This window comes from Burkholderia sp. GbtcB21 (assembly GCF_019091065.1).
GTDB lineage: Bacteria > Pseudomonadota > Gammaproteobacteria > Burkholderiales > Burkholderiaceae > Burkholderia > Burkholderia pyrrocinia_C.
The window spans coordinates 329,294-355,625 of sequence record NZ_JAGXKA010000003.1 but is presented as its reverse complement, the minus strand read 5'-3'; the positions used below and the strand labels follow the sequence as shown (position 1 = coordinate 355,625).

At 62.9% G+C, this 26,332-nt stretch carries 28 protein-coding genes and 1 pseudogene; 17 read left to right on the top strand and 12 right to left on the bottom strand.

Translation table 11 applies throughout. The features are described 5' to 3' along the window. Positions 1 to 80 precede the first annotated feature (80 nt). On the top strand, positions 81 to 779 hold the full coding sequence (locus tag KVT39_RS09625; RefSeq protein WP_217588790.1) for a hypothetical protein: 699 nt from the start codon (positions 81 to 83) through the stop codon (positions 777 to 779). 43 nt (positions 780 to 822) lie between these two features. On the opposite strand, the gene KVT39_RS09620 is transcribed toward KVT39_RS09625, so the two are convergent. The 4 genes from KVT39_RS09620 to KVT39_RS09605 form a co-directional block, all read right to left on the bottom strand. Then, entirely contained in the window at positions 823 to 1,032 is a 210-nt protein-coding gene (locus KVT39_RS09620; protein WP_217588788.1) for a hypothetical protein, read from the bottom strand. Between the two features lie 10 nt (positions 1,033 to 1,042). Then, positions 1,043 to 1,447 (bottom strand): nuclear transport factor 2 family protein, encoded by a 405-nt coding sequence (locus KVT39_RS09615; RefSeq protein WP_217588786.1) that lies wholly within the window; start codon positions 1,445 to 1,447, stop codon positions 1,043 to 1,045. A gap of 33 nt (positions 1,448 to 1,480) precedes the next feature. Further along, positions 1,481 to 2,446 carry an alpha/beta hydrolase gene (locus KVT39_RS09610; RefSeq protein ID WP_217588784.1) on the bottom strand — a complete coding sequence of 322 codons (966 nt, stop codon included), beginning with the start codon at positions 2,444 to 2,446 and terminating at the stop codon, positions 1,481 to 1,483. A 162-nt stretch (positions 2,447 to 2,608) separates the two neighbouring features. Then, the gene (locus KVT39_RS09605) at positions 2,609 to 3,526 is read right to left on the bottom strand and encodes a LysR family transcriptional regulator (protein ID WP_174416257.1); all 918 of its coding nucleotides are present in this window, start codon (positions 3,524 to 3,526) and stop codon (positions 2,609 to 2,611) included. Positions 3,527 to 3,663: 137 nt separating this feature from the next. Between KVT39_RS09605 and KVT39_RS09600 the strand changes: the two genes are divergently transcribed. From KVT39_RS09600 to KVT39_RS09575, 6 genes and pseudogenes are all read left to right on the top strand, one after another. Next, positions 3,664 to 4,428: an SDR family NAD(P)-dependent oxidoreductase gene (locus tag KVT39_RS09600; RefSeq protein WP_217588782.1), complete on the top strand. Its 765-nt coding sequence runs from the start codon at positions 3,664 to 3,666 to the stop codon at positions 4,426 to 4,428. Between the two features lie 83 nt (positions 4,429 to 4,511). Continuing rightward, positions 4,512 to 5,219, top strand: a complete 708-nt coding sequence (locus KVT39_RS09595; RefSeq protein ID WP_217588780.1) for a pirin family protein — start codon at positions 4,512 to 4,514, stop codon at positions 5,217 to 5,219. 251 nt (positions 5,220 to 5,470) lie between these two features. Beyond that, positions 5,471 to 6,632: pseudogene (locus tag KVT39_RS09590) on the top strand (IS30 family transposase). Between the two features lie 157 nt (positions 6,633 to 6,789). After that, entirely contained in the window at positions 6,790 to 7,002 is a 213-nt protein-coding gene (locus tag KVT39_RS09585) for a hypothetical protein (RefSeq protein WP_059855597.1), read from the top strand. Between the two features lie 228 nt (positions 7,003 to 7,230). Next, entirely contained in the window at positions 7,231 to 7,767 is a 537-nt protein-coding gene (locus KVT39_RS09580) for a YrhB domain-containing protein (protein ID WP_217588778.1), read from the top strand. 408 nt (positions 7,768 to 8,175) lie between these two features. Beyond that, positions 8,176 to 8,496: a DUF1330 domain-containing protein gene (locus KVT39_RS09575; RefSeq protein WP_217588776.1), complete on the top strand. Its 321-nt coding sequence runs from the start codon at positions 8,176 to 8,178 to the stop codon at positions 8,494 to 8,496. A 19-nt stretch (positions 8,497 to 8,515) separates the two neighbouring features. On the opposite strand, the gene KVT39_RS09570 is transcribed toward KVT39_RS09575, so the two are convergent. Next, entirely contained in the window at positions 8,516 to 9,352 is an 837-nt protein-coding gene (locus KVT39_RS09570; protein WP_034181965.1) for an NAD(P)-dependent oxidoreductase, read from the bottom strand. A gap of 101 nt (positions 9,353 to 9,453) precedes the next feature. Between KVT39_RS09570 and KVT39_RS09565 the strand changes: the two genes are divergently transcribed. Beyond that, a complete protein-coding gene (locus KVT39_RS09565; RefSeq protein ID WP_217588774.1) occupies positions 9,454 to 10,557 on the top strand; it encodes a LacI family DNA-binding transcriptional regulator in 1,104 nt (367 codons plus the stop codon). Between the two features lie 69 nt (positions 10,558 to 10,626). Here KVT39_RS09565 and KVT39_RS09560 read toward each other — a convergent pair whose 3' ends face one another. Further along, positions 10,627 to 11,919, bottom strand: coding sequence for an MFS transporter (locus tag KVT39_RS09560; RefSeq protein WP_034182209.1), 1,293 nt, complete (start codon positions 11,917 to 11,919; stop codon positions 10,627 to 10,629). Positions 11,920 to 12,239: 320 nt separating this feature from the next. On the opposite strand from KVT39_RS09560, the gene KVT39_RS09555 reads away from it, so the two are divergent. Continuing rightward, positions 12,240 to 13,724, top strand: a complete 1,485-nt coding sequence (locus KVT39_RS09555; RefSeq protein WP_175747033.1) for a DNA-3-methyladenine glycosylase 2 family protein — start codon at positions 12,240 to 12,242, stop codon at positions 13,722 to 13,724. Then, on the top strand, positions 13,721 to 14,254 hold the full coding sequence (locus KVT39_RS09550) for a methylated-DNA--[protein]-cysteine S-methyltransferase (RefSeq protein ID WP_072438421.1): 534 nt from the start codon (positions 13,721 to 13,723) through the stop codon (positions 14,252 to 14,254). The genes KVT39_RS09555 and KVT39_RS09550 overlap by 4 nt, the downstream gene beginning before the upstream one ends. Positions 14,255 to 14,282: 28 nt before the next feature. Here the strand turns inward: KVT39_RS09550 and KVT39_RS09545 are convergent, their stop codons facing one another. Then, positions 14,283 to 15,101 carry a helix-turn-helix domain-containing protein gene (locus KVT39_RS09545; protein WP_217588772.1) on the bottom strand — a complete coding sequence of 273 codons (819 nt, stop codon included), beginning with the start codon at positions 15,099 to 15,101 and terminating at the stop codon, positions 14,283 to 14,285. Between the two features lie 77 nt (positions 15,102 to 15,178). On the opposite strand from KVT39_RS09545, the gene panB reads away from it, so the two are divergent. Next, on the top strand, positions 15,179 to 16,030 hold the full coding sequence (panB, locus tag KVT39_RS09540; protein ID WP_105393339.1) for a 3-methyl-2-oxobutanoate hydroxymethyltransferase: 852 nt from the start codon (positions 15,179 to 15,181) through the stop codon (positions 16,028 to 16,030). A 10-nt stretch (positions 16,031 to 16,040) separates the two neighbouring features. Here panB and KVT39_RS09535 read toward each other — a convergent pair whose 3' ends face one another. Continuing rightward, positions 16,041 to 16,532, bottom strand: a complete 492-nt coding sequence (locus KVT39_RS09535) for an Lrp/AsnC family transcriptional regulator (RefSeq protein ID WP_021160045.1) — start codon at positions 16,530 to 16,532, stop codon at positions 16,041 to 16,043. Between the two features lie 156 nt (positions 16,533 to 16,688). Between KVT39_RS09535 and glmS the strand changes: the two genes are divergently transcribed. Beyond that, positions 16,689 to 18,518, top strand: coding sequence for a glutamine--fructose-6-phosphate transaminase (isomerizing) (gene glmS / locus KVT39_RS09530; protein ID WP_217588770.1), 1,830 nt, complete (start codon positions 16,689 to 16,691; stop codon positions 18,516 to 18,518). A 235-nt stretch (positions 18,519 to 18,753) separates the two neighbouring features. Here glmS and KVT39_RS09525 read toward each other — a convergent pair whose 3' ends face one another. The 3 genes from KVT39_RS09525 to KVT39_RS09515 are packed head-to-tail and all read right to left on the bottom strand — an operon-like array spanning position 18,754 to position 20,767. Further along, positions 18,754 to 19,251 carry a TPM domain-containing protein gene (locus KVT39_RS09525; protein ID WP_152865529.1) on the bottom strand — a complete coding sequence of 166 codons (498 nt, stop codon included), beginning with the start codon at positions 19,249 to 19,251 and terminating at the stop codon, positions 18,754 to 18,756. 2 nt (positions 19,252 to 19,253) lie between these two features. Beyond that, a complete protein-coding gene (locus KVT39_RS09520) occupies positions 19,254 to 20,087 on the bottom strand; it encodes a YgcG family protein (RefSeq protein ID WP_217588987.1) in 834 nt (277 codons plus the stop codon). 17 nt (positions 20,088 to 20,104) lie between these two features. After that, positions 20,105 to 20,767, bottom strand: coding sequence for a LemA family protein (locus KVT39_RS09515; protein WP_034181955.1), 663 nt, complete (start codon positions 20,765 to 20,767; stop codon positions 20,105 to 20,107). On the opposite strand from KVT39_RS09515, the gene KVT39_RS09510 reads away from it, so the two are divergent. From KVT39_RS09510 to KVT39_RS09490, 5 genes are all read left to right on the top strand, one after another. Further along, a complete protein-coding gene (locus KVT39_RS09510; RefSeq protein ID WP_217588769.1) occupies positions 20,766 to 21,140 on the top strand; it encodes a hypothetical protein in 375 nt (124 codons plus the stop codon). The genes KVT39_RS09515 and KVT39_RS09510 overlap by 2 nt on opposite strands. Before the next feature lie 19 nt (positions 21,141 to 21,159). Beyond that, positions 21,160 to 21,414 (top strand): DUF2933 domain-containing protein, encoded by a 255-nt coding sequence (locus KVT39_RS09505; RefSeq protein ID WP_175746716.1) that lies wholly within the window; start codon positions 21,160 to 21,162, stop codon positions 21,412 to 21,414. Further along, positions 21,398 to 22,054, top strand: a complete 657-nt coding sequence (locus KVT39_RS09500) for an isoprenylcysteine carboxylmethyltransferase family protein (RefSeq protein WP_217588768.1) — start codon at positions 21,398 to 21,400, stop codon at positions 22,052 to 22,054. The genes KVT39_RS09505 and KVT39_RS09500 overlap by 17 nt, the downstream gene beginning before the upstream one ends. A 72-nt stretch (positions 22,055 to 22,126) precedes the next feature. After that, the gene (locus tag KVT39_RS09495) at positions 22,127 to 22,381 is read left to right on the top strand and encodes a DUF5676 family membrane protein (protein WP_105393332.1); all 255 of its coding nucleotides are present in this window, start codon (positions 22,127 to 22,129) and stop codon (positions 22,379 to 22,381) included. A 241-nt stretch (positions 22,382 to 22,622) separates the two neighbouring features. After that, positions 22,623 to 25,070: a heavy metal translocating P-type ATPase gene (locus KVT39_RS09490; RefSeq protein WP_306795570.1), complete on the top strand. Its 2,448-nt coding sequence runs from the start codon at positions 22,623 to 22,625 to the stop codon at positions 25,068 to 25,070. A gap of 237 nt (positions 25,071 to 25,307) precedes the next feature. On the opposite strand, the gene KVT39_RS09485 is transcribed toward KVT39_RS09490, so the two are convergent. Then, positions 25,308 to 26,120: a hypothetical protein gene (locus KVT39_RS09485; protein WP_217588767.1), complete on the bottom strand. Its 813-nt coding sequence runs from the start codon at positions 26,118 to 26,120 to the stop codon at positions 25,308 to 25,310. Positions 26,121 to 26,332 lie beyond the last annotated feature (212 nt).

Below are 26,332 nucleotides of genomic sequence, written 5' to 3'. Positions count from 1 at the left end.
ATCCATCAACCCGCGCTGCGGCGAGACGAGACGACACGCGCGCGTCGGCTTCCGCACCGCGAACTCATGATTCGAACCGCATGACGATCCCCCGCTTCAAAGGATTCCTCATCGCCGCGCTGCTGACATTCGGCATCGGCAATGCATACGCCACGCAGTGCGGCGACACGCCGCCGTCGCTCACTTGCCCGGACACGCCCGATCTCCCCGACGACATCGTCGCGCAGCTTCCCGCCGGCTACGAAGCGCTGGATGCCGCGTCCGGACGCCTGACCGACAGCGCCCGCACCGGCTACGTCGTCGTCGCGCATCTGCCCGGCGATTCGATGATCAAGCCGGGGCCGCGTCCGCTGCTGATCTTCCTGCAGGGCAAGGACGGGCGCTACCGGCTGGCGGCGCGCAACGATACGGTGATCATGAAAGCCGACGAAGGTGGCATGGGCGACCCGTATCTCGATGGCGTCGCCGAGAACGCGCTCACGGTCGAGCCTCGTATGTTCACGATCGAACAGGGCGTATTCGCGGGCCATAACCACTGGCGCGACCGCGTGACGTTTCGCTATGACGTCGCGCACCGCACGTGGGTGTTCCATCGCGAAGTGTTCCGCAACTGGCGGTTCAACTATGAGCAGGACGGCGATGCGCTGAAGGCCGATCCGGTCCGCGTCACGCGCGCGAATGCGACCAAGGCCGTCGCGTTCGAAGCGTGGCGGCCGAGTTACTGGTGCGAATCGAGCGAGCGGCGCGACAGCGATCCGGTTTGCCGCAAGCAGCATTGATGGCGGCGCGACTGACGACGACGGAGGCGGGTACTGTCGAGATTCACGTAACGCTGAACTCGGCGTAGCGCACACTGGCGGCCGAAAGTGATTGGGCGCAGGTGTAGCAACCGAAGCCATCGAGCAAGGGGCTGGGCGGGGCCTGCCAAAGGGAGCGACGCGGACGTCGGGTCATCCGACTCGGTTCGGCCAGAAGCGGCCAGTCGGGATGAAACAGCGGCAGGCCGCTTCGATTGATCAGGCGGCCTTTCATCGTCATCTCTTCAAATGGGCTGCGCCGTCGAGAATGCGCGTGCCGCAGCCATTGTATCCAGTGCTTCGCGCAACAGCAGGATTTTGCCGTTGTTCGCCACCAGCCGCCCTGCGTACATCTGTCGATAGATTTTCCCCGTCGATGGCACGAGCGCTTCGACTTCATATTCGGCGAATACCTGCTCAGGCGTTTCGATCAGCAGCCGCACATTTCTGAACGAAAAATCCGGTACTTTCGCGAACAGCGAGGCGATGAAGCCTTCGATCGCTTTTGGCCCCTGTGCTCGCCCGTCAATGCCAAGCGACTTCAGATAAGGGAGCTCCAGCACGCCATCGTCGGCAAACAGTGCGGCGGCCGCGCGTGGGTCACGAATCGATTCGAGATAAGCGGAAAGCAGTTGTTTAGCGTCGTTCATGATCGGCTCGATAAAGGCGTGAAAGGATGCGATTCATTGCAGATGCGTCTTCAACGCAGTCGCCATCTGCTGCATGGCTGCGCGCGTCGGTGCGTCCGCAGCAAGCACGTTGAGTAGGCCGAAGTCGTGGATCGTGCCTTTGTACTGGATCGTCGTCACGTCGTTGCCCGCCTGGTCGAGCCGATATCCATATGCCTCGCCTTCGTCGCGCAGCACGTCGAACTGCGCCGTCTGGATGAGCGCGGGCGGCAAGCCCTTCAATTCGTCGAGCGAGGCGCGCAGCGGCGACGCGTAGCGTTCGTTGCGCTCACCTTCGTCGATCGTGTAGGCATTCCAGAACCACTTCATCATGTCGCAGCTCAGGAAGTAGCCATTTGCAAAGGCGTCGTACGAGGCATTGTCGAACGCGTGGTCGGCCACCGGCCACATGAGGCCCTGGAAGCGGATTGCCGGGCCTTGACGGTCCTTCGCCATCTGGCTGACGACCGCGGCCATGTTGCCGCCCACGCTGTTGCCCACGACGGCCAGCCGCGCACCATCGACGCCGATCTCCGCGCCATGTGCGGCAACCCACTTCGTCGCGGCGTAGGCTTCGTTGATCGCGACCGGGTAGCGCGCTTCGGGCGAAGGCGTGTATTCGACGAACACCGCCGCCGAGCCCGACCGGACAACAAGATCCCGCACGAGACGCTCATGCGTCGGGTAGTCGCCGAGAATCCAGCCACCGCCGTGGAAGAACATGAACACGGGCAGCACACCGCGCGAATCCTGCGGCTTGACGACGACAAGCGACACGACCAGGCCGTCCTGCTCGACCGTGCGGCGCGTGACGTCAATGCCCGAGACGTCGACCGGCACGCTGCGCTGGGCGCCTGCCAAGACTTCGCGCGCTTCGGCGGGCGTGAGCGTCTCGATTGCTGGGCCGGTGGCACTGTTCAGCGCATCGAGGAAGGTAACCGTCGCGGTATCGGGCGTGTTCGGTGTGGCTTGCGTATTCATCGTGATTCTCCTTTTGCTTGGTCCAGTGGCTTGCGACGTGATGTCGTGCAGCCGGTGGAAAGGAGAATACGGATCGGACAATATTTGCGAAATAGAATCGTTTGAAATCCATCATTGCATGAATGCAACGATGGACGCCGGCTGATCAACTGCGCCGATGGATCATTTCGGCCACCGCCATGTTGGCTCGGAAAGGTGCTCGGCAAAGTAATCCGACAGCGCCGCGACTTTCGCGGGCCGCGCGCGCGCCGACGGCGTAACGAAGTAAAGACCACCCTTCGTCAGCGACCAGTCGGTGAGGATCGCTTCAAGACGGCCATCGGCCAAATACTCGCCCGCGATGAATTCAGGCAGCTCGGCGATTGCAAGGCCATCGAGCAGCGTGGGCAACAGCGCATCGGAGTTCGTCACGCGCAGCGGGCCCGTCGGCATCACCGGCTCCTCCTCGCCTGCGTCGTTCGTGAAGCGCCATACAGCGCTACGCGCACGGTACGCATATGAGAGACAGGGGCGATCCACCAGCTCGCGCGGATGCGTGGGTCGTCCTTCACGTCTCAGATATTCTGGCGACGCCACCACGAATTGCGTCACCGCGCACAGCCGCCGCGCGACCAGGGATGAATCCGGAAGCGCGGCGATACGCAGGGCGGCGTCGAACCCATCGGCGACCAGATCGACCGACGCATCCGATAGATGCAGGTCGATTGACACCTCCGGATACGCGCGAAAGAAGCCGGGTAGCAGCGGCGCAACCCAACGCAGCCCATATGACATCGGCACGGCCAGCCGCACCAGCCCGCGTGGCTGCACCGACATTTCGCGCGCCGAGCTTTCCGCTTCCTCGGCCTGGCGATAGATCTCGCCGGCTTTCTCGCTGATCGTCCGGCCGAACTCGGTGAGCGAGAGCTGGCGCGACGTGCGATTGAAAAGCCGCGCACCCAGCCGGTCCTCCAGGCGGGCCACGCCGCGCGAGACCGTGGCGACCGACACGCCGGTCGCGCGCGCTGCGGCTGCAAATGATCCGTGCTCGGCCACCTTCGCGAACATCGCGAGCCCCTCGAAATCGGGTAGTTGAGCCATGTCCTTATCTTTTCATTTATGCAACGTTAAATTGCGATCAATTCTATTTCGAAAAGATAAGGCCGTCGATATTCTCCTCACATCGCAGCAAGCCGCTGCGACGCAAACATCCACCGACCATCGAAAGGAGCAATACCATGGCACGCAAACTCGACAACAAGATCGCACTCGTCACCGGCGCAACCAGCGGCATCGGTCTCGCCACCGCGCAACGTTTCGCGGCGGAAGGCGCGCACGTCTATCTCACGGGCCGCCGACAGGCAGAACTCGATGCCGCCGTGAAAGGCATTCGCGAAGCCGGCGGCAACGCGACCGGCGTCCGTTCGGATTCCACCCAGCTCGATGAACTCGACGCGCTGTATGCGCAAATCAAGGAAGAACAGGGGCGCCTCGACGTCCTGTTCGTGAACGCCGGCGGCGGCTCGATGCTGCCGCTTGGCAACATCACCGAAGCGCACTACGACGACACCTTCGACCGCAACGTGAAGGGCGTGCTGTTCACGGTGCAAAAAGCGCTGCCGCTGCTCGCCGAGGGTGCATCGGTGATTCTCACCGGCTCGACGGCCGGTAGCGCGGGCACTGCCGCGTTCAGCGTGTACTCGGCTTCGAAGGCGGCGGTGCGTGCGTTTGCGCGCAGTTGGATTCTCGACCTCAAGGAGCGCCGTGTCCGCGTGAACACGATCAGCCCGGGCGCGACCCGTACGCCGGGCCTGCTGGATCTTGCCGGCGACGACGCCACGCAACGGCAAGGGCTTGCCGATTACCTGGCTTCCCTGATTCCGATGGGGCGTCTCGGTGAACCGGAAGAGATCGCTGGCGCGGCGCTATTCCTGGCCTCGGACGACGCGAGCTTCGTGAACGGTATCGAATTGTTCGTCGACGGCGGCCAGCAGCAGATCTGAGCCAGGCTGAGCACGCGGGGTGTGGTGGACGCGGTCTTCGACGATCGCGATCCACGCCCGGCGGACTCGAATCGAGCACCGTCATGATTGAACATCGGCCTTTTCCTTCGCTTGACGCAATCCGGCACGACGGCGTTGATGTCCGCCAACATTTCCGCGCGGGCGACTCCGGGCACGCCGACCATGCGCCCCTCGGTCCGCTCCATATGTGGAACGACATTGAATTCGCGCAGCACGCGGGCCTCGGGCTTCGTGTTCACCGCGACGTCGAGATCGTCACGTGGGTACGTTCGGGGGCCATCACACACGAAGACGATGCTGGCAATCGCGCGCGCCTGGTTGCCAATTCCGTCCACGTGATGAGTGCCGGCACGGCGATCCATCACGCCGAGCGCAACGATGAAAACATTCCCGCGCGACAGTTCCGGATCTGGCTACGTCCGCGCACACCGGCCGGTACGCCGCGCTGCTCGACGCGGGTCTGTTCGCCAGGATGTCGAGAGGGCCGATTCGTCACACTGGCGAGCGGCGATCCGGAGGATGTCCGCACGGGTGCTTTGCCCCTCCATGCCGACGCGCGGGTGCGTATCGCGACGCTGCGCGAAGGCACGACGATGCTGCACGTTTTGCCGATGACCGGTTCCGCTTATTTGGTTGCGGATCATGGGCGACTGGACATAGGGCCGATCAGGCTGACGCGACGCGATGGAATTGCCGTTCGAGATGAAGCGCGGCTCGTATTGAGGGCGCGAGACGACACTGATGTCGTGATTGTTGAGCTCTTGCGCTAGGACAAGGGCTCCATTAGGGCGTGCCGCAGCCCCATTCATTGCTGTTTCCGACTTCGAGAAAACGCGCCCGTGAGAGTTGGGTGGCTGTTTGGGGAGCGAACTGCAGACTGTGATACTGACGCTGCCTATGGCGGAGATGGGTCGATCTGCGCCGGTCGCGCGTTGTAGGGCGGTGGCCGGCCGCGTTCGGCTGCGGATTCAACCCGTCGATGCAACACACTTGAGGCTGCATAGCAGCGAGGAGTGTTGCAATGAAACAGAGACGGCGGATCTACTATACAGACAGCCAGAAAGCGCTAATGTGGGAGCGCTGGCGCAAGGGCGAGTCGCTGCAGCAGATCGCCCAGTTGTTTGATCGGAACCATTCCTCGGTACAAGGGATTCTGGCCGAAACGGGGGGGCATACAGCCAAAGCAACGGCACCGTTCGAGCTTGGCACTAACCCTTGCCGAGCGGGAGGAGATCTCGCGCTCAGTGGTTGCTGGCGATTCGATTCGCGCGATTGCGATTCGGCTCGCACGTGCTCCGTCCACCATTAGCCGCGAGCTCAAGCGGAACGGCGGCATACAGGGTTATCGGGCGAACGATGCTGACGAACTTGCGTGGGAGCGAGCCCGGCGCCCCCAAGTCTGCAAGCTCGTCAGGAACCGGGAGCTCGCCCAGGTCGTGGCAAGCAAGCTCAGGCTGCAGTGGTCACCTGAGCAGATCGCCGGTTGGCTTAAGCACGTGTATGCGGTCAACAGGGACTATCAGGTGTCGCACGAAACCATATACCGCAGCCTCTATATACAAGCTCGCGGTGCACTCAAAAAGGAATTGCTCGAGCATTTACGGCGCTCGCGAGCTATGCGTCGTTCGCGTCATCACACGATGAAGACCGACGACCACGGCAGAATCTGCGACACCGTCCCGATTAGTGAACGTCCCGCGACCGTTGATGATCGTGCGATACCGGGCCACTGGGAAGGCGATCTGCTGTTCGGCAGCGCGAACAGCCAGATTGCCACTCTTGTCGAGCGTCAGAGCCGCTTCGTGATGCTGGTGAAGGTTGCCAGTAAGGATACGGAAACGGTCATCAACGCATTGATCCGACACGCCGGCAAGCTTCCTCACGAACTATACAAATCACTGACCTGGGATCGAGGCAAGGAGATGGCCGATCACACGCGTTTCACCGTGGCCACCGACATCAAGGTCTATTTTTGTGATCCGCAGAGCCCTTGGCAACGGGGCTCGAACGAGAACACAAATGGGCTCCTCAGACAGTATTTCCCAAAGGGGATCGACCTCTCGGCCTATTCACAGGCCACGCTCAACGCTGTTGCCAAGCGGCTCAATGAGCGTCCTCGGAAGACGCTAGACTTCGATACACCGGCTGAGCGCTTTCATCAATTCGTTGCATCGACGGGTTGAATCCGCAGCCATGAACGGTCGTTCGACACCGTGACTCAAATCGTCCACAATTGCCCTCGCGAGCATCTCAAAGGCGCATACCAACAAAATGGTTCGCCGTCGCCTGATAACCATCTATCGACGACACACTAGATCAAATAGATCAGCCGGGGGATATATGACTATTCAGAGTGCAATTGTCCGGGCGGCGGCATTGGCTGCCGTGCTTTACGCCATGAATCGCCTTAAAGAACGGCGCAATGCCGGCGATATCGTGGCCAAATCGACGAATGTCACGACCGGGCGCGTTGCAGGGATCGTGACAGGGCTGATCATATTCGCCTTGATTGCATACTCTGAACGGCACCTGATAGCGGCGACTTTCGGTTAGCAGCGAAGCGCTACGGGCTTTGACGGAGTGGAAGCAGGATGCTCCTCGACGCTTTGCATTTCCTTTCGAACTGGGCGAAGGTCTGGTCATGGCAGCATGTGCTGACCGCGTCGGGCGGTAATCGGCCATGAGTAGCCACTCGGCACAATGATCTGAATCGCCGACAATCAAGGCGAAAATAGTCACTGCTACACTTGCAAACTCCCAACTGATCTAAATGGCCTCGACATGAGTTGGACGCTTGAACAAGCGATGCAACAGGCCCGCCGCACCCTCTCCTCTTTGGCCGGGGCGGTCGGGATTACCATCATCGATGCGGCAACCCGTGAGTTCGATGTCGGCTGGGTCTTCTACTATCAATCATCGCGTTTCCTTGAGACAGGTGACGTTCGGGATAGCCTAGCGGGAAATGCACCATTGTTTGTCAGCCGGGACGATGGCCGGGCCATTTCCGTCAGCTATCACAGGCCAATTACCGAGTCCATCCAAGCCTACCGTGCGTGCGGAGATCCTAACGGATATGAAGAGTCTCAGATTCGTCTAACGCGATGGTTGGCCGGGGCGAATAAGGTTCAAGCGACGCGGTTGATTCGCCAGCATTCACACATGGGTCTCGCGGAGGCAAAGCATTCAGTCGATCGATGCCTTGCGGCGCGTGAGACCGTGATCGAGACTAAGGACGTAGCGTCGGCCAAGCAACTGGTGATTGACCTTGCGGAGGTCGGGTTCCACGGGGTCGTCACGTATCGCAGCACCCGGCGCTAGCGATCGGTCGATGGATGACCGCTTACGGTCGATTCGAAGGGCAGTTCAGGGTCGACAGCGGCCTGCCGTGCTATTTCTGACGTTGGCAGCGCGTGGGTTCTCGCCACGGAAAGTTCAGACTAAAGTGAACCGCACCATTGATCGTTCAAAGCTGAATGAACTACGAGTTCAGCGTTCCGTGAACAAGCTTCCGGAAACTCGTTGCTCGACAGCCTTCACCGGTTCAGAGTGGGCTGGACATCGACACGTACGCGTGAATGCCGTCGCGCCATGCGAGCGGTGTACAGGTCGGCACGCTTGCGCGCCGCTGCGCGGATTCGCTTACGTCGCAGGTAATCGACGCGCGCCGCCCGCGCCGCGATCATGGCTCCATCGACCGACGAACCGCGTCACGCCAAGGAGCCCGCCATGACCGCCTACGCCATCGCCCACCTGCACGACGTCGACATGTGCGACGACATCGTCGAATACCTCGAGCGCATCGACGGCACGCTCGCGCCGTTCGACGGCCGGTTCGTCATTCACGGCGCACGGCCGGAGGTACGCGAAGGCGTGTGGCGCGGCGACCTGATCGCGATCGCATTTCCCGATCTCGGTACGGCGCGCGCATGGTACGAATCGGATGCGTACCGGCAGATCCAGCCGCTGCGCGCACGGCACGCGAGCGGCCCGCTGATCCTGATCGACGGCGTCGATGAACGGCACAAGGCGACCGACATCCTGCGCTGAATCACGACGCCGGCGACGCTTACGAAGCCTTCCGCTCCATCGGCTCGCCGACGACGAAGCCGCCGCCCTGGAACCGCTGCGCCGGATCGTCGTAGTCGGCGGTCGGCGCCGCGACCGGGAACAGCCCCGCGAACTGCTCGGAGCTGTCGCGCGGGCGAAAGCCGAGGAAACCGGCCTTCGTGTTGTCCCACCATTTCACCGGGTTGTCCGACGCGCCGTAAACGATCGCGTGCCCGACGCGGTTCGTCAGCAGCGAGCAGCGCACGAGCTCGATGAAGTCGCGATAGCTGAGGAACGTCACCAGCATGCGCGGGTTCTTCGGCACCTCGAACGACGAGCCGATGCGCAGGCACACCGTCTCGATCCCGAAGCGGTCGAAGTAGTAGCGCGACAGCGATTCGCCGAAGCATTTCGTCACGCCGTACAGGCTGTCGGGGCGCAGCGGCGAATCGGCGTCGAGCACTTCGGTGACCGGATGGAACCCGATCGCATGGTTCGAGCTCGCGAACACGACGCGCTTCACGCCGTGCTTGCGCGCGGCTTCGTACAGGTTGTACGTGCCGGTGATGTTCGCGCCGACGAGATCGTCGAACGGCGCGTCGACCGAAATGCCGCCGAGATGGACGATCGCGTCCACGCCGTCGACGAGCTGCATCACCGCCGGCCGGTCGGCCAGGTCGACGACACGGGTTTCTTCATGCGCGGCCGCGTCGCCGAGCGCCGCGATGTCGCTGACGCGCACGACGTCGGCCCATTGCGCGAGTGCGCCGCGCAACTGGCGGCCGAGGTTGCCGGCCGCGCCCGTCAGCAACAGGCGCCCGAACGGTTTGCGCGCGCCGGTGGATGAGGCGTTCATCGAATCTCCTTCTCCTTGAATCTGACCTGGACTCCGATCCGGTTTTTACCTCGAATCGGAAAACGTTTTCCAACTATACGCGGGAGCGCGACCGAACGTCAATGGTCGAACCCGTCCGCAGCCATCCGCACTTTCCCGATATCGACGCGTGGCCGCATGCCGGCTTTTTCTGCCACAATCCGGCGTTATCGAACGAAAACGTTACCCTGCCGATGAAAAAAGTTTCCCCGACGATCCGCGACGTGGCCGCGGAAGCCGGCGTGTCGGTCGCGACGGTATCGAAATACGTGAACGGCACGCAGCGCTTCTCGCCGGCGGTCGAAGCGCGGCTCAAGGAGGCGATCGAGCGGCTCGGCTACCGTTCGAACCCGCTCGCGCGTTCGATGATCACCGGGCGCACGCGCACGATCGGCCTCGTGATCCTCGACATCAGCAACCCGCACTTCACGAACGTGGTCAAGGGCGCGAACCGGATCGCGCTGCAGCACGACTACACGCTGCTGCTCGTCGATACCGAGGAGAACCAGGCACGCGAACGCTCGCTGATCGAGGCGCTCGCGCAGCGCGTCGACGGGCTGATCGTCAGCACGCGGATGCCCGACGACGAAGCCGGCTGGATGCTCGATCTGAACAAGCCGCTCGTGCTGCTGCGCCGCAGCCCCGGCCTGCCGATTCCGAGCGTCGGCATCGACAACCGGCTGTCGACCTACATGCTCGCGCGCCACCTGCTCAATCTCGGGCACACGCGCATCGCGTATCTCGGCTTCGGCACCGCACGCGTGAACGACGAGCGGATCCAGGGCGCGCGCGACTGTCTCGCCGAAGCGGGGCTCACGCTCGACGTGCACGACGCGCACGCGCCGACGGCCGAAGCCGGCGAACGCGCGTGCTCGCGCGTGATGCTCGGGCCGCAGCGCCCGCAGGCCGTGATCTGCTACAACGACCTGATCGCGCTCGGTTTCATGAAGGAAGCCGCGTCGCTCGGCTTCCGGCTGCCGCAGGATGTCTCCGTCGCAGGCATCGACAACGTGCCGTATGGCGAATACGCGGCGCCCGCGCTGACCACCGTCGACATCCAGAGCGAGAACATGGGTGAGCTCGCGATGCAGAAGCTGATCGACGCGCTCGCGGGGCGCACCGATGCGAGTTATTCGACGTTCGAGCCGCGGCTGATCATGCGCGCGTCGACGGCAGCGGCCGGTTGAGTCGCCTGCTGCGCGCCTCAAAACGAAAACGCGCCGCACTAAGCGGCGCGTTCGTTTTCCGGCCTGCAATCAAGCGTCGAGTTTCGCCGGCTTCATCTTCGGCGTAAGCACATGCATGACCGCCAGCGCGAGCAGGTACGCGAGCGCGCCGATCGCGAACAGCACCCAGTAGTGGCCCGTGCGCTGCAGCACCTGGCCGATCACTTCCGAGAACAGCACGCCGCCGATCGACCCGGCCATCCCGCCGATGCCGACCACCGACGCGACCGCGCGGCGCGGGAACAGGTCGGAGGCCGTCGTGAACAGGTTCGCCGACCAGCCCTGGTGCGCGGCGGCGGCGAGACCGACGATCAGTACTGCGATCCACAGGCTTTGCACCTGCGACACGAACGCGATCGGCAGCACGCAGCACGCGCAGATCAGCATCGCCGTCTTGCGCGCGCGGTTCACGCTCCAGCCCGCGCGCAGCAGCATCGACGACAGCCAGCCGCCGCCGATGCTGCCGACCGTCGTCAGCGCGTAGATGCAGACGAGCGGCAGGCCGATGTGCTGCATGTCCATCCCGCGCGACTCGTTGAGCCACTTCGGCAGCCAGAACAGGTAGAACCACCACACCGGATCGGTCAGGAACTTGCCGACCAGGAACGCCCACGTCTCGCGTTTGCGGATCAGTTCGCCCCAGCGCGGCGCTCCGGCGTCCGCGTTCGCTGCATCCATCGCTTCGGCTTCGTCGCGCGGCTCGTCGTATTCCGCGGCGAGCGCGCGCGTGTCGGCCTGGCGATAGAGCACGAGCCACACCGCGAGCCACACGATGCCGATCGCGCCGATGATCACGAACGCCGCGCGCCAGCCGTAGGCCACCGCGATCGCCGGGATGATCGCCGGCGCGAACACCGCGCCGATGTTCGCGCCCGAATTGAAGATGCCGGTGGCGAGCGCGCGTTCGCGGCGCGGGAACCACTCGGCCGTCGTCTTGATCGCGGCCGGGAAGTTGCCGCCCTCGCCGATCCCGAGCAGCGCACGCACGAATGCGAAGCCCATGACCGAGCCGACCGCCGCGTGCAGCATCGCGGCGATGCTCCATACCAGCATCGCCACCGCATACGACACGCGCGTGCCGAGCCAGTCGACGATGCGCCCGAAGCCGAGCAACCCGAGCGCATAGAACGCGGAAAACGCCATCACTATGCGGCCGTACTGCACCTGGCTCCAGCCGATGTCGTGCTGGAGCATCGGCGCGAGCAGGCCGAGGATCTGCCGATCCATGTAGTTGATGACGGTCGCGAAAAACAGCAGCGCACAGACGGTCCAGCGGTAGCGGCTGGCGACGGCGCGCACCGTGCCGACGACGGCAGATTGCATGAATGTCTCCGATGCGCGGCCGCGCCCGTCGCGCCGCACGATATTCGTTGACCGGCGACCGGCGCCGGGGCGGACGGCCATGACGCGCTGTCGCGCACGGCCGATCGCCAATCCTTCTGGAAAACGTTTTTCAAAGGATAGGGCGTCGGCCGGCACGCTGTCAGTCGGGGATTTCGATGAGTCATCTCAAATTGGTCGCGGCAAAAGAGATGACTGTTTCGAAGAGTGGTATTAACCGTTTTTCCCGGATTTTCCAACGCACGAATCGGGGCACGGACGCCGAGACACATGTCCGATTCCAGCCAGAATCGATGACGGGGATGGTTTACAGTCGTTTCATGCGCCTCGATCCCGACACCTGCTACGACGCTCTGCTTTCGCGGAACCGCCGCTTCGACGGCTGGTTCTTCGTCGGCGTCGCGACGACGGGCGTGTATTGCCGCCCCGTCTGCCCGGTGAAGCCGCCGAAAGCGCAGAACTGCAGCTATTACCCGACCGCCGCGGCCGCCGAGAAAGCCGGCTTCCGGCCGTGCATGCGCTGCCGCCCCGAGCTCGCGCCCGGTCACGGCTTGCTCGACCTCTCAGGCAATCTCGCCGATGCGGCCGCCACGCTGATCGAAGACGGTTTCCTGAACACGCATTCCGTCGACGCGCTCGCGCAGCGCGTCGGCGTGACCGAACGTCATCTGCGCCGGATCTTCGCCGCGCAGTTCGGCGTATCGCCGGTCGAGTTCGCGCAGACGCACCGGCTGCTGATGGCCAAGCGGCTGCTGACCGACACCGCGCTGCCGGTGGCCGTCGTCGCATCGACGGCCGGGTTCGGCAGCGTGCGGCGCTTCAACGACCTGTTCCGGCAACGCTACGGCCTCAATCCGCTGCGGCTTCGCAAAGGGGCCGGCGCGTCCGCCGATGGCGACATGACATTCCCGCTGCCGTACCGGCCGCCGTTCGCGTGGGCCGACCTGATGCGCTTTCTCGCGCAGCGGCAGATCGACGGTGTCGAGCGGATCGATGCGCAGGGTTATGCGCGTGTCGTCGAATTGCCGAATCGAAACGATGGTGGCCGCCTGACCGGATGGTTATCCGTCGCGCACGTGCCGCAGCGCTTCGCGCTGGCCGTCACCGTATCGCCCGCGCTGACGCCGGTCGTGCCGGCCGTGCTCGCGCGCGTGCGGCGGCTGTTCGATCTCGACAGCCGCCCCGACGTGATCGACGCGCATCTCGGCGCACTCGCGAGCGGCTCGCCCGGCCTGCGCGTGCCCGGCGCGTTCGACGGCCTCGAAATCGCCCTTCGCGCGATCGCGGGCGAACGGCTCGCGGCAGCGCATGCGGGTGCGGTGCTCGCGCGCATCGCCGAACGCTTCGGCACTAAGGTAGAAGGCGCGCTGCCGGGGCTGACGCACGCACTGCCTTCCTCGGCGACGCTGGCCGCCCTGCCACCGGCGGCGCTCGAAGCGCTCGGCCTTGCGCGCGAAACGGCACAGGCGATCGTGTCGCTCGCACGCGCGGTCGCAGACGGCATGCTCGCACTCGAACCGATGGCGCCGCTCGACGCGACGCTCGCCGCGCTGCGCGAGATGGCCGGCTTCGACGAACGCGCGGTGCAGTACGTCGCGATGCGTGCGATGGCCTGGCCGAATGCGTTCCCGGCCGACGATGCGTTGCTTCCCGCACGCACCGAACGCGGCGAACCCACCGAACGCCCGCGCATGTCGTCATCCGCGCCGCATGCCGCGCGCTGGGCGCCGTGGCGCGCGTATGCCGCATTGCATGTGTGGCGCCTTCAAGGAGACGTATTGCGATGACTCCCGCTCATCTGATTCCGAGCCCGCTCGGCGACATCGCCGTGCGCATCGAGGACGATGCGCTGACGGGCCTGTTCTTCGTCGGCCAGAAATACTTTCCGTCGCTTTCGATCGCGCAGGAAGCAAACGCGCTCGTCACTTCGCCGATCGCGCGCAAGGTCGCGGAAGAAATCGCCGAATACTTCACCGGCATGCGCGAAACGTTCTCGGTGCCGATCCACCTGCGCGGCACGACGTTTCAACGGCGTGTATGGAAGGAACTGCTCGCGATTCCGTTCGGCGAGCTCGTGTCGTATGGCGACATCACCGAACGCGTCGGGTTGCCGATGAGCGCCGCGCGCGCCGTGGGCGGTGCGGTCGGCCGCAACCCGGTGTCGATCATGGTGCCGTGCCATCGCGTGGTCGGCGCGTCGGGCAGCCTGACCGGTTATGCGGGCGGCATCGACCGCAAGCGCGCGCTGCTGTCGCTAGAAGGTGCCGGGTTCGAGCGTGGCGCACATCATCCGGTGCAGACAGCGCTCGCGTTCTGAGTGACGGCGCGCGGCACGCGTAGCCGTATCACGCGTTCAATACCGGCCTGCGCGCTTCACGCTTCGCATACGCACCGGGCGTCACGCGGAATTTCGCCTGGAACAGCGCGATGAACGACGAAGTCGAGTCGTAGCCCAGTTGCGCGGCCACCGCGCCGATCGGCTCGCCGGCATCGAGCAGCGGCAGCGACGCGAGCAGCCGCACGGCCTGCCGCCATTCGGTAAACGACAGCCCCGTGTCCTGCCGGAACAGCCGCGACAGCGTGCGCCGCGTCGCGCCGACCTGATGGCCCCATTCGTCGAGACTGCGCGTATCGCCCGGATGCGCATGCAACGCGCGCGCGATTTTCAGCAGGCGCGGATCGCGCGGCAGCGGCACCGTCAGCGGCGCAGGTCGCATCCGTGCGATCCGGTCGGCGATCAGGCATACGAGCGCGCCGTCCGGCCCCGCTTCGTCGTAGTTCACCGGCAATTCGGCCGTGGCAATCACCAGCTCGCGCAGCAGCGGCGTCATGCAGAGGATCGTGCAATCGTCGTTCGCATCGCTGCGTGCGATCGCTTCGTCGAGATACAGGCTGTGGAACGCGACGCACTCGCGCGTCGTCACCGCATGCGGCACGTGCGGCGGAATCCACATCGCGTAGTGCGGCGGCAGCAGCTGCCGGCCCGACGGCGTCGACACCTCGAGCACGCCGCTCGTCGCATACATCAGCTGGGCCCACGGATGACTGTGCGCGTCGACACTCACGTTGCCGGGAATCCCGAACGCACGCACGTACAGCGGCCTCGGCAGGCGCGCCATCGGCGGCGCCGCGTAAGGGTCACCCGATTGTCCCGCCAGCAACATAAGACGTCCTCCGAAGGTCATTGCACGAACGAGCGCGATGCTACCGTCACGGCTCTTCTTTCACACGGCTTCCGAACATGAGCGCTCATACCCGCACCACCCGCAAGACCGTCACCGCGATCCGTTCGACCAAAGGCATCGGCAGCCTCGTGTCGCTGACCGCGTATTCCGCGCCGATGGCGAAGCTCGTCGACGACGTGGCCGACGTGATCATCGTCGGCGACTCCGTCGGCATGGTGCTGTACGGGATGCCCGATACGTTGCGCGTCACGCTCGACATGATGATTGCACACGGCGCGGCCGTCGTGCGCGGCGCCGCACAGGCGTGCGTCGTCGTCGACCTGCCGTTCTCGACCTACCAGGAATCGCCCGCGCAGGCCTATCGCTCCGCCGCGCGGCTGCTCGCCGAAACCGGCGCGCAGGCCGTGAAGCTCGAAGGCGGCAGCGAGATGGCCGACACCATCCGCTTCCTGACCGAGCGCGGCATTCCGGTGATGGCGCACGTCGGCCTGATGCCGCAGCAGGCCAACGCGACGGGCGGCTTCCGCGCGCAGGGCATGGACCCGCGTTCGGCCGCGCAGGTGTTCGACGCAGCGTGTGCGGCCGAGCGGGCCGGCGCGTTCAGCGTCGTCATCGAAGGCACCGCCGAAGCGCTCGCGCGCCACCTGACCGAAACGCTGACGATCCCGACGATCGGCATCGGCGCATCGCCCGCGTGCGACGGACAAGTGCTCGTGACCGAGGACATGATCGGCGCATTCGATGCATACACGCCGCGCTTCGTGAAGCGTTACGCCGACGCGAATGCGGTGATGCGCGACGCGATCCGTCAGTACGCGCACGACGTGCGGCAGCGCGTGTTTCCCGAACCGGCGCATTGCTTCGGGTACGGCAAGCCGCTGCAATTGGCGGACGCGGCCACTGCGTGATGCGACGCGATCACGCGCGTTTGCGCATCGCATGCGTGACCCGCGCGTTCGCCTCGAATTTCGCGCGATGCGTCGAGAAGAATGTCCGCACGTTGCGGACGTTCGATGCGCCGGTGAACAGCCTCCGCGCGAATTCGTCGTACTCGGCGACGTCGGCCAGATCCGCCACCACCACGAAATCGGGCCCCGGCGACACGCGGTAGCACTGCGTGACGGCCGGCTCCGCGCACACGTACGCCTCGAACGCGTCGTAGTCTTCGGCCGTCTGCCGGTCGAGACTGATCTCGATCAGCGCCGTGACGGCCGTGCCGATCGCGACCGGATCGAGCACCGCAACCTGCCGGCGAATCACACCCGCTTCCGTCAGCCGGCGCACGCGGCGCATGCAGGTCGGCGGCGACGACAGCGCGCGCTCGGCCAGTTGCAGGTTCGACACCGACGCGTCGTCCTGCAGGATCGCGAGGATGCGCAGGTCGAGATCGTCGAGGGTGATGCCGGCCATCGGCGGCTCCTTCCGGTCAGGATGTGAAATTTAATTTCAACATGATAGACGATCTACGTCTCGTTTCATTTATATCGATATTTTGAAATTTAATTCCATTCTACCGCCTCTACCATCGCTCTCACTGATCCAGACAGGACATTTACGGAGCGCGATATGTGTGGAATTGTCGGGGCGGTCGCCCAGCGGGACATCCTGCCGAACCTTGTCGACGGCCTGAAGCGGCTCGAATACCGCGGCTACGACTCGTGCGGCGTCGTGGTCTACCGTGACCGTGCGCTGGCGCGTGCCCGCAGCGTCGATCGCGTGGCCAACCTGCAGCGCGAGATCGCCGAGCATGCGCTGTCGGGCTACACCGGCATCGCGCATACGCGCTGGGCCACGCATGGCGCACCCGTCACGCTCAACGCGCATCCGCACTTCTCGCCGAGCGACGCCAACGCGCGCATCGCGCTGTCGCACAACGGGATCATCGAGAACTGCGACCAGTTGCGCGCGGAATTGCAGGCGCACGGCTACGTGTTCGCGAGCCAGACCGACAGCGAGGCGATCGCGCACCTGATCGACCATCTGTACGACGGCGACCTGTTCGACGCGGTGCGGCGCGCGGTCGCGCGACTGCGCGGCAGCTACGCGATCGCGGTGATGTGCCGCGACGAGCCGCACCGGATCGTCGGCGCGCGCGACGGGATGCCGCTCGTGGTCGGCGTCGGCGAAGGCGAGAATTTCCTGGCGTCCGATGCGATCGCGCTGTCGGGCATCACCGATCGCATCGCGTATCTGGAGAACGGCGACGTCGCGGATATCCAGCTGCATCGCTACTGGATCGTCGATGCGGCCGGCCAGCGCGTCGAGCGCGCGGTGCAGCGGGTCGCCGCGCATAGCGGCGCCGCCGACCTCGGGTCGTACCGCTACTACATGCAGAAGGAGATCTTCGAACAGCCGCAGGCGGTGGCCGATACGCTGCTCGACGTTGCGTCGATCATGCCCGAGCTGTTCGGTGACGGTGCGTGGCGCGTGTTCAACCAAGTCGATTCGGTGCTGCTGCTCGCGTGCGGCGGCAGCTATCACGCGGCGCTGACCGCGAAGTACTGGATCGAGAGCATCGCGAAGCTGCCGGCCAGCGTTGAAATTGCCAGCGAGTTTCGCTATCGCGACAGCGTGCCGAATCCGCGCACGCTGGTTGTCGCGGTGTCGCAGAGCGGCGAGACGGCCGATGTGCTCGGTGCCGTGCATGTTGCGAAGCAGAGCGGGATGATGCATACGCTCGCGATCTGCAACGTCGCGACGAGCGCGTTGATGCGTGAATGTGCGCTGCAGTTCGTGACGCGTGCGGGGATCGAGATCGGAGTGGCTTCGACGAAGGCTTTTACGACGCAGCTGGTTGCGTTGTTCCTGCTCACGTTGTCGCTTGCTCAGGTGCGCGGGCGGTTGAGTGATGAAGAAGAGAAGGAGCATCTGCGTGCGCTACGGCACCTGCCCGACGCGATGTCGAAGGTGCTCGCGCTGGAGCCGCAGATCATGGCGTGGTCGGAACTGCTCGCGCGACGCGACAACATGCTGTTTCTCGGGCGCGGGATGCATTACCCGATCGCGCTCGAGGGTGCGTTGAAGATGAAGGAGATTTCTTATATTCACGCGGAGGCTTATCCGGCGGGTGAGTTGAAGCATGGGCCGCTTGCGCTCGTTAGTAACGAGATGCCGGTGATCGCGGTTGCGCCGAATGACATGCTGCTCGAGAAGCTCAGGTCGAACATGCATGAGGTCAGTGCGCGGAACGGGCGGCTTTTTGTCTTTGCGGATGTGGATTGCGGGCTGGTGCCGAGTGATGGGATCGAGGTGATTCGGCTCAATGAGTACTACGGGCCGCTTTCGCCGATTCTGCATACGGTGCCGATGCAATTGCTGGCGTATCACGCTGCATTGGCGCGGGGGACGGATATTGATAAGCCTAGGAATTTGGCTAAATCGGTGACTGTGGAGTGATGACATCCACGAGCTGCCAGGGCGTTCCGCTCGCGACGCTCCCGGGCGAGTTCCTCCCGGTCCGGGAGGTAATTCGCGGGCTTGATGGAGATTCCGTGGTATTGCAAATCGAGGCTGCATGGCATCACGTAAGTGACGATAGCACCACTCATTACCTAGATTCGTATCATCGAATTACGACTCGCGTCAGCCAGAATTTCCGCTCGAGAAACGGACCGATGTCAAGCTTCGGAACTCATATCACAACGGGCGAGCTCGAAAGATCATCGAGCCGCGGACCATGAAGCGGAAAGTGTTTTTGCAACAGCTCGGTAACTTGCTCGATACCTCGCAGAACACCGGACCGATAATCGCCTTGCCGGAAATGAGCCTCCATGGCCTGGCAAATCGCCTCCCATTCGCGGCCATCCACCTTGGCGTGTATGCCTCGGTCCGCAACAATTTCGACGTCACGGTCCGCAAGAAGCAGATAGATAAGAATGCCGTTGTTGTGCTCCGTGTCCCAAACCCGGAGGTCCGAGAAAACCTCGATGGCACGGTCCCTCGCAGATGTGCCCTTCAGCAAGGCGCGGATGTGCAGCGCACCCTCTACAGCAAACCTGACTTGACCCACGTGCGCGCGATGACTGGTACGTACAGCCTCTTCAATAGCGATAAGCTCCCGCCGTGAAAATGCGCTGTTGACCCGCCAATGGGTCGTGAAAAGATGCCGGAAGAGGCGTTTCAGGTCCATGCTCACCACCGTCCCGATGCGCCACCGCCGCCGAAGCCTCCGCCGCCTCCGCGAAAGATGTCGCGATTTGAATCGCGGCCGGAACTACCGCCGCTGCCGCCAATGAAGCGCCCGCCAGCTGCTCCCATCCCGCCCCCCAGCAACGTGAAGAGCAGCGCCATCAGTCCTGCCGCGATGGCGACAAAAAGCGCCCCCGACAAAACCCATGCGAGTACCCCAACGACTCCGCCTGTAACGGCCGCCCCCGGCAGTCTCCCAAGCATGGCGCGCAGAAGGCCGCCGGCCATGACCGTCAGGAGGAAGAGGACGGGAAGTAACCGTCCGGCGCCATCGCCTGTCCCGCGTTGTCGCCGCGGCGGAGGCAACTGTTCGCCGCTAGTGACTCGCATCATGCCGTCGAGGCCGGCAGTGATGCCGCCGTAGAAATCCCCGTTTCGGAACCGCGGAACTATCGCCTCGTTGATGATGCGATTGCTCGTCGCGTCGGTGAGCACGCCTTCGAGGCCGTATCCGACCTCAATTCGAAGCGTTCGGTCGTTTTTGGCGACAATCAGGAGCGCGCCGTCGTCGACATTCTTGCGCCCAAGCTTCCATTGCTCGACGACTCGCATCGAATACTGTTCGATGGTTTCGGGCTCCGTGGTCGGAACAACGAGAACTGAAATCTGCGCGCCTCTTTTCGCCTCAAACTCTCTCAACGTCTTCTCAAGGCTGGCCATCTGGTCGCTCGTCAGGGTTCCAGTCTCATCGGTTACTCTCGATGTCAGCGGCGGGACAACGACGTCCGCGTGGGCGCAGGCTCCCCCCAGGACAAAGAAGGCTAAGACGACGGCCATCGCCAGTCGGAACATGTTCAATTGGGGGCCTTGCCTGCAGATGCCGGCGTCGAGCCGAAGTCGACCCGCGGCGGTTTGGAAATCTCGGCTTCGTTGCTCACCGAGAAGTTGGGGCGCTCCAGATAGCCGAATGCCTTTGCAGTCAAATTATTCGGGAACGAACGTATGGTCGTGTTGTACGCCTGGACGGAGCGAATGTATCGATTGCGGGCTACGGCAATGCGATTTTCCGTACCCTCGAGCTGCGCCTGCAGGTCGCGGAAGTTCGCATCCGACTTCAATTGCGGATAGTTCTCCGATACCACGAGCAGACGTGACAGAGACGACGTGAGCTGTCCCTGCGCCGCTTCAAATTTTGCGAACGCCTGCGGGTCGCCAATGAGTTCGGGCGTGGCGCGAATCGAGCCGACTTGTGCCCGGGCCTCCGTCACACTTACGAGCACTTCCTTTTCCTGGTTCGCATACCCCTTCACCGTGTTGACGAGATTGGGAACAAGGTCGGCTCGCCGTTGATACTGATTTAGAACTTCCGACCAGCTGGCCTTTACCTGCTCATCTTCGGTCTGGATGGCGTTATAGCCGCACCCAGGGAGAGGAAGCAGGCTCACCGCCAGTGCTGCCGTCAGAAGTGCGCGGGCCAGACGGCGCCGTGCGGAGATTGCTGCAGAATTTGCCGACATGGATGCGCCTCTGTTCGATATTCCGCGGCATTCTGCCGCTCACGGGTGCACTGCCTATCGTAAGGAGCTGGGCGGTCGCAGCGTTGATGCACATCAATGCTGCATTGTCGAGCACGTCCGGACCGATACACCCGCCCGGTCGCATGTTCGCTCCGCGGCCGCGCTACGTATGAAGAATTCGGTTCGTGATTCGTTGAGCCACGTCAAGCCATCGAAGGAGCGTCAGCATAGAGTGATTTTAGGGTTCAACCGGCTATCGAGAACTATGCTCGTGGAGAACAAGATGGCATTCCCGCAAAAACTCGCAATTGCAACGCTCGGCATGGTCAGCGCCGTTGCAATCGCTGGTGCGCCAGCGGCCGCCAACAAGTGATTCAGGATGGGAGACAGGCATGGATGACAACTCACATCGCGCTCGGCCGTTCTGGAAATCGCGGTCAGCCATTGCACTCGTAGCGTTCGCTGCAATAGCACTATTCCTCCTGCTTTCCGAACACCGCGCCCACTTCCTTGGGGTGTTGCCATATCTGCTGTTGCTCTCGTGCCCGCTGATGCATCTGTTTATGCACCATGGGCACGGGCATCATGGGACGAAAACGATCGACGGGCGTCCTGATTCGGGAGACGGTCATGACCAGCATCGGTGACGGTTACGGGCTATGGAGCCTCGTAGCTATCAATTCCCTTGTCTTCATCATCTTCGCGTTCAGCTTCTTCAAGCCGGCGACAAAGCGGGACTGGCGAACGTTCGGTGGATTCTCCGCCTTCATCGTCGCGCTATTCGCGGAAATGTATGGGTTTCCACTCACCATCTATTTGCTATCGGGCTGGTTGCAGACGCGCTTTCCGCAAACAAATTTTCTATCGCACGATGCAGGACACCTCTGGTGGACTTTGACTGGCAGGCACGGCGACCCGCATGGCGGACTTCCGCATCTTCTCAGCTTCTTCTTGATATTGGGCGGCTTCTACTTGCTGTCCACGGCGTGGCACGTACTGTATGAAGCTCAGCGTGGCAAGGAGTTGGCGACCACCGGACCCTACGCGAAAATCCGACACCCTCAGTACGTCGGGTTCGTCGTCATCATGCTGGGTTTCCTGCTCCAATGGCCCACGCTCGTTACTTTGGCAATGTTCCCTTTTCTAGTTTTCATGTACGTTCGACTAGCGATACAAGAGGAGCGCGATTCGGACGCGCAGTTCGGCGAGGCGTGGCGTGAATACGCGGCACACACGCCGCGCTTTGTACCCAACTTGGTTGGAAAACGCCCGGCCCAAGTACATTGAATTCAGGCGGCTCACCCATAGCTGGCACTGCTGCTGAACTCCATCGTAATCTTCCGGGATGAGGAGGCTGCCATGAGGCCCTTCAAGACTGGCGTGACGCTTTCAGTCACGGTTGTGCTCTTCTATGTCCTATGCACGCTTGTATGGATGGCACTTCCTGAACCGTTCATGAACTTCATGAACGCTCTTTTTCACGGGCTCGATTTCCGCCGCCTTCAGACGGGCGAGCCACTGTCCTGGTGGTTTGTTATCTACCCGGCCTTTGTGTTTGCGGTCTGGTTCTTTGCAGCCGGCGCCTTCTTCGCATGGTTACACAACCGCCTCTGAGGGCCGAACTGACGCATTCCTGTATGCCTATACGTCTCTCCCGGACCGCATGTTGCCGGTGTCGGTCTCTGGAATCAGAAGATTGAGGTCACTGGTAGAACGGGAACGCGCGGAATGAACGTTGCTCCTGCGCTATTGCTCAATACATCGGCACGCGGTAGCACCGTCATCACGGCAATATCGAATGCGCAGGGCGACGAGTCCCAATGGGAGCTGAACGGATGAGCAAAGGAGCGTCAAAATGAGCGGTCAACCCGGCGAAGACAGGCTTAATCGCCAACGGATTCTGGAGCACTCGTCGCCGGACGGGCATCCTGCAGATGGGGTGGACAAGCACGTCCATTCCGCTGAGCATGGACGCGATGCACATGCTCATCATCATGAGGGGTATGGCGAGCATGTTCGCACCCGGGATTCACTTCACGACCCCGTCTGTGGAATGAAAGTATCCGATGAGTCAGGATTCCGTAGCGAATACAACGGCAAGTGGTACTTGTTCTGCAGCCAGGCATGCTTGGCGAAATTTCAGGCGGCACCGTCCAAATACGCCGAGCCCTCGACCGTTCAGCTGTCACAAGCAGCATCCGAGGGCACCATCTACACGTGCCCGATGCACCCGGAAATTCGCCAGAACCACCCCGGGCAATGCCCGAAGTGCGGCATGACGCTGGAACCGGTTCTGCCCAGCGTCGACGAAGGCGAAAATCCGGAACTGGTCGATTTCCGACGCCGATTCTGGTGGACGTTGCCACTGACCGTCGTCGTTTTCGTCCTGGCGATGTTTGGCCATCGCCTCGAATTGATGGACGCCGGCACCGAAAGCTGGGTTGAGTTCATCATCTCTACGCCGGTCATCCTGTGGGCAGGCCTGCCGTTTTTCGCGCGGTGCGTGCGCTCATTCATGAACCGCAGCCCTAACATGTGGACGCTCATCGGACTGGGGACAGGCGCGGCCTATATCTACAGTGTCATTGCCACCATCTTCCCCGGAGTGTTTCCAGAAACGTACAGTGCGCACGGCCGAGTCAGCGTGTATTTCGAAGCGGCGGCAGTCATCATTTCGCTGACGCTTCTCGGGCAGTTGCTCGAACTGAAGGCCCGCTCGCAAACGTCCGCCGCCATCAAGGCACTACTGGGTCTCGCACCCAAGACTGCTCGACGCATCAACCCGGACGGTTCCGAGGAAGACATTCCGTTGTCCCATGTTCATGTGGGAGACCTGCTTCGTGTGCGGCCGGGCGAGAAAGTCCCCACGGACGGCGTGGTGACCGATGGCTCGAGTTCGCTGGACGAGTCCATGATTACTGGCGAACCCATACCCGTCACGAAGCGCGTTGGCGACCACGTCATTGGCGCAACGATGAACGCAACAGGCAGTCTCGTCATCCGCTCCGAAAAGGTCGGCTCGCAGACCGTGCTGTCGCAAATCGTGCAGATGGTCGCGCAGGCGCAGCGGTCTCGGGCCCCCATGCAGCGTATGGCCGACAAGGTGGCCGGCGTGTTTGTCGTCGGGGTCGTCAGCGTCGCTCTTCTGACGTTCTTCGTGTGGGGCATCTTTGGGCCGGAGCCCAGCTGGGTGTTCGGCCTCATCAATGCGGTGGCAGTGCTCATCATCGCGTGCCCCTGCGCGCTGGGGCTTGCGACGCCAATGTCCATCATGGTCGCAAGCGGCAAAGGAGCCGCGACCGGGATTCTCTTTCGAGATGCGGCTGCGATTGAAAATCTGCGCAAGGTCGATGTGCTCATTGTCGACAAGACGGGGACGCTGACTGAGGGACGTCCAGCGTTCGAGCAAGCCGTGGGCGCAAACGGATACACGACCGACGAAGTGCTTCGTCTGGCGGCGAGTCTCGACCAAGGTAGTGAGCATCCGCTTGCTGCAGCCATCGTTGCGGCTGCCCGTGACAAGAAGCTCATTTTGGACCGCACGGAAAATTTTGAATCCGCCACGGGTATTGGCGTGCGAGGACTGGTCGCCGGCAGGAAACTCGCGCTTGGCAACACCGCGCTGATGCAGACTGACGCCGTCTCCGTCGAATCGCTTGCCAAGGAGGCGGACGGCATGCGTGCGCAAGGCGCCAGTGTCATGTACTTGGCAGTCGATGGCGGCTTGGCCGGACTGCTGGCAGTCGCTGACCCGATAAAGGCGACGACGCCGGAAGCGCTTTCGACATTGAAGGAGAACGGTATTCGAGTCGTGATGGCGACCGGTGACGGCGTGGTCACTGCCAAGGCCGTGGCCGAGAAGCTCGGCGTCGACGAATTCCATGGCGAGGTGAAGCCCGCCGACAAGCTCAATCTGGTGACGCAGCTTCAGCAAGCCCGGCATGTCGTGGCGATGGCTGGAGACGGCATCAACGACGCTCCGGCACTCGCGAAAGCCGATGTCGGCGTTGCCATGGGAACGGGCACGGATGTGGCGATGAGCAGCGCTCAGGTGACGCTTGTCAAGGGCGACTTGCGCGGTATCGCCCGTGCTCGAGAGCTGTCCGTGGCGACGGTCGCAAACATGAAGCAAAATCTTGGCTTCGCGTTCGTATACAACGCACTTGGCGTTCCGCTGGCGGCTGGGGTGCTTTATCCATTCACCGGTTTGCTGCTCTCGCCGATGATTGCCGCACTTGCAATGAGTCTAAGCTCCGCTTCGGTCATTTCGAACGCGCTGCGACTGCGCAACGCGAAGATTTAGCTTGTCACGCAGCTTGCGGCGGTCGCATAACGACCGTACAACTTCCGCCGCAGCGGGAAAGGCCTCGGGTGGGCGTGGTCCACATCCATGCAGCTCAGCGACGCAACGCCCCCTCGACATCGACATACCGGAACATTGGTGCATTTCGCGCACGGCTGTATTGTTCCGACCGGACGCCGACTACACCGCGGTCGCACGCACTCGTGCAGAGGATCGGCGCCTCGTACAGGAAAAACGCTACTTCGACAGACGCAGTTTCCTCGACAGCACGACACCGCTCGACGGACTCACCAGCCAGATGCCATTGATCTCCATGTGCAACCTGGAGATCCTGGTCGTAATGTCCGTCGGCTCGTCAATGCTCGGATCGACATGCTCGATTTTTTCGGTCAGGTAAGGCCGAACCAGGCGCCCGGAAAAAACGAGTGCGAAGTCGCCATGCGTTTGGGCGTACACGGCGGGCGAAAGCCGCATGCGGCTACGAACCGTGGTCATTTTGCCTTTCCCGGACTCGAGTTCGATGATGTCGACCTGCTGGATGTACCCTTTTGCCTTCGCTTCGGGTGCAATCACGAGCCCTCGCCCTCGCGGCCCCGTCGTGACCTTTTTGAGCAGGATGCCCGTCCGGTCGTCGCGCTCTACGTCGAACAGGTCGACATCCAGCGTCAATAGGTGCCGCTGTGACCGGTACCTCAGCCCGTACCGCACCGGCACCACGAACGTCACGTCACGATCCAGATCGACGGCCGCCAGGTCGGGATTCGGGTGATGCCGGTCGGCAGCGCCGGAGACCAGGCCGCGAACCCGGGCGCTCAACGAAGGTGGGATGGTGCTGATGTGCTGCTTCTTCAGGGCATCCCGAATTGCAACCGGGTCGTCGCCGACGATCGGTCGTGCGGGTGACGTGTCGTGATTGACAACGGGCGCGATGCGCGTCGTGCCGTCGATAGCCTCCGCCTCTGCATGCGCCGCGACTGGCGCCAGCATCATCGTCAGGGCGACGACGCACACGAAGTTCGAACGACCCAACTTGGATTTCCGGTGAAACACGGCGAACTCCTGATTTTCTTGCCGATCGGTCAACGACGAGCACTATAGGGCGGAATCACCGGCCACGCATCCCCTGTTTGAAATTCACCGATGGCCGGCGCACCTTATCGTAGGCTCATTGTCGGCCCGGCAGCAGGTCAACGGGCACACTACGGTGTTGTCCGGGCGACAACAACCGACCGGACGAGAGCGGCGGCGCGCATGTCGGCATG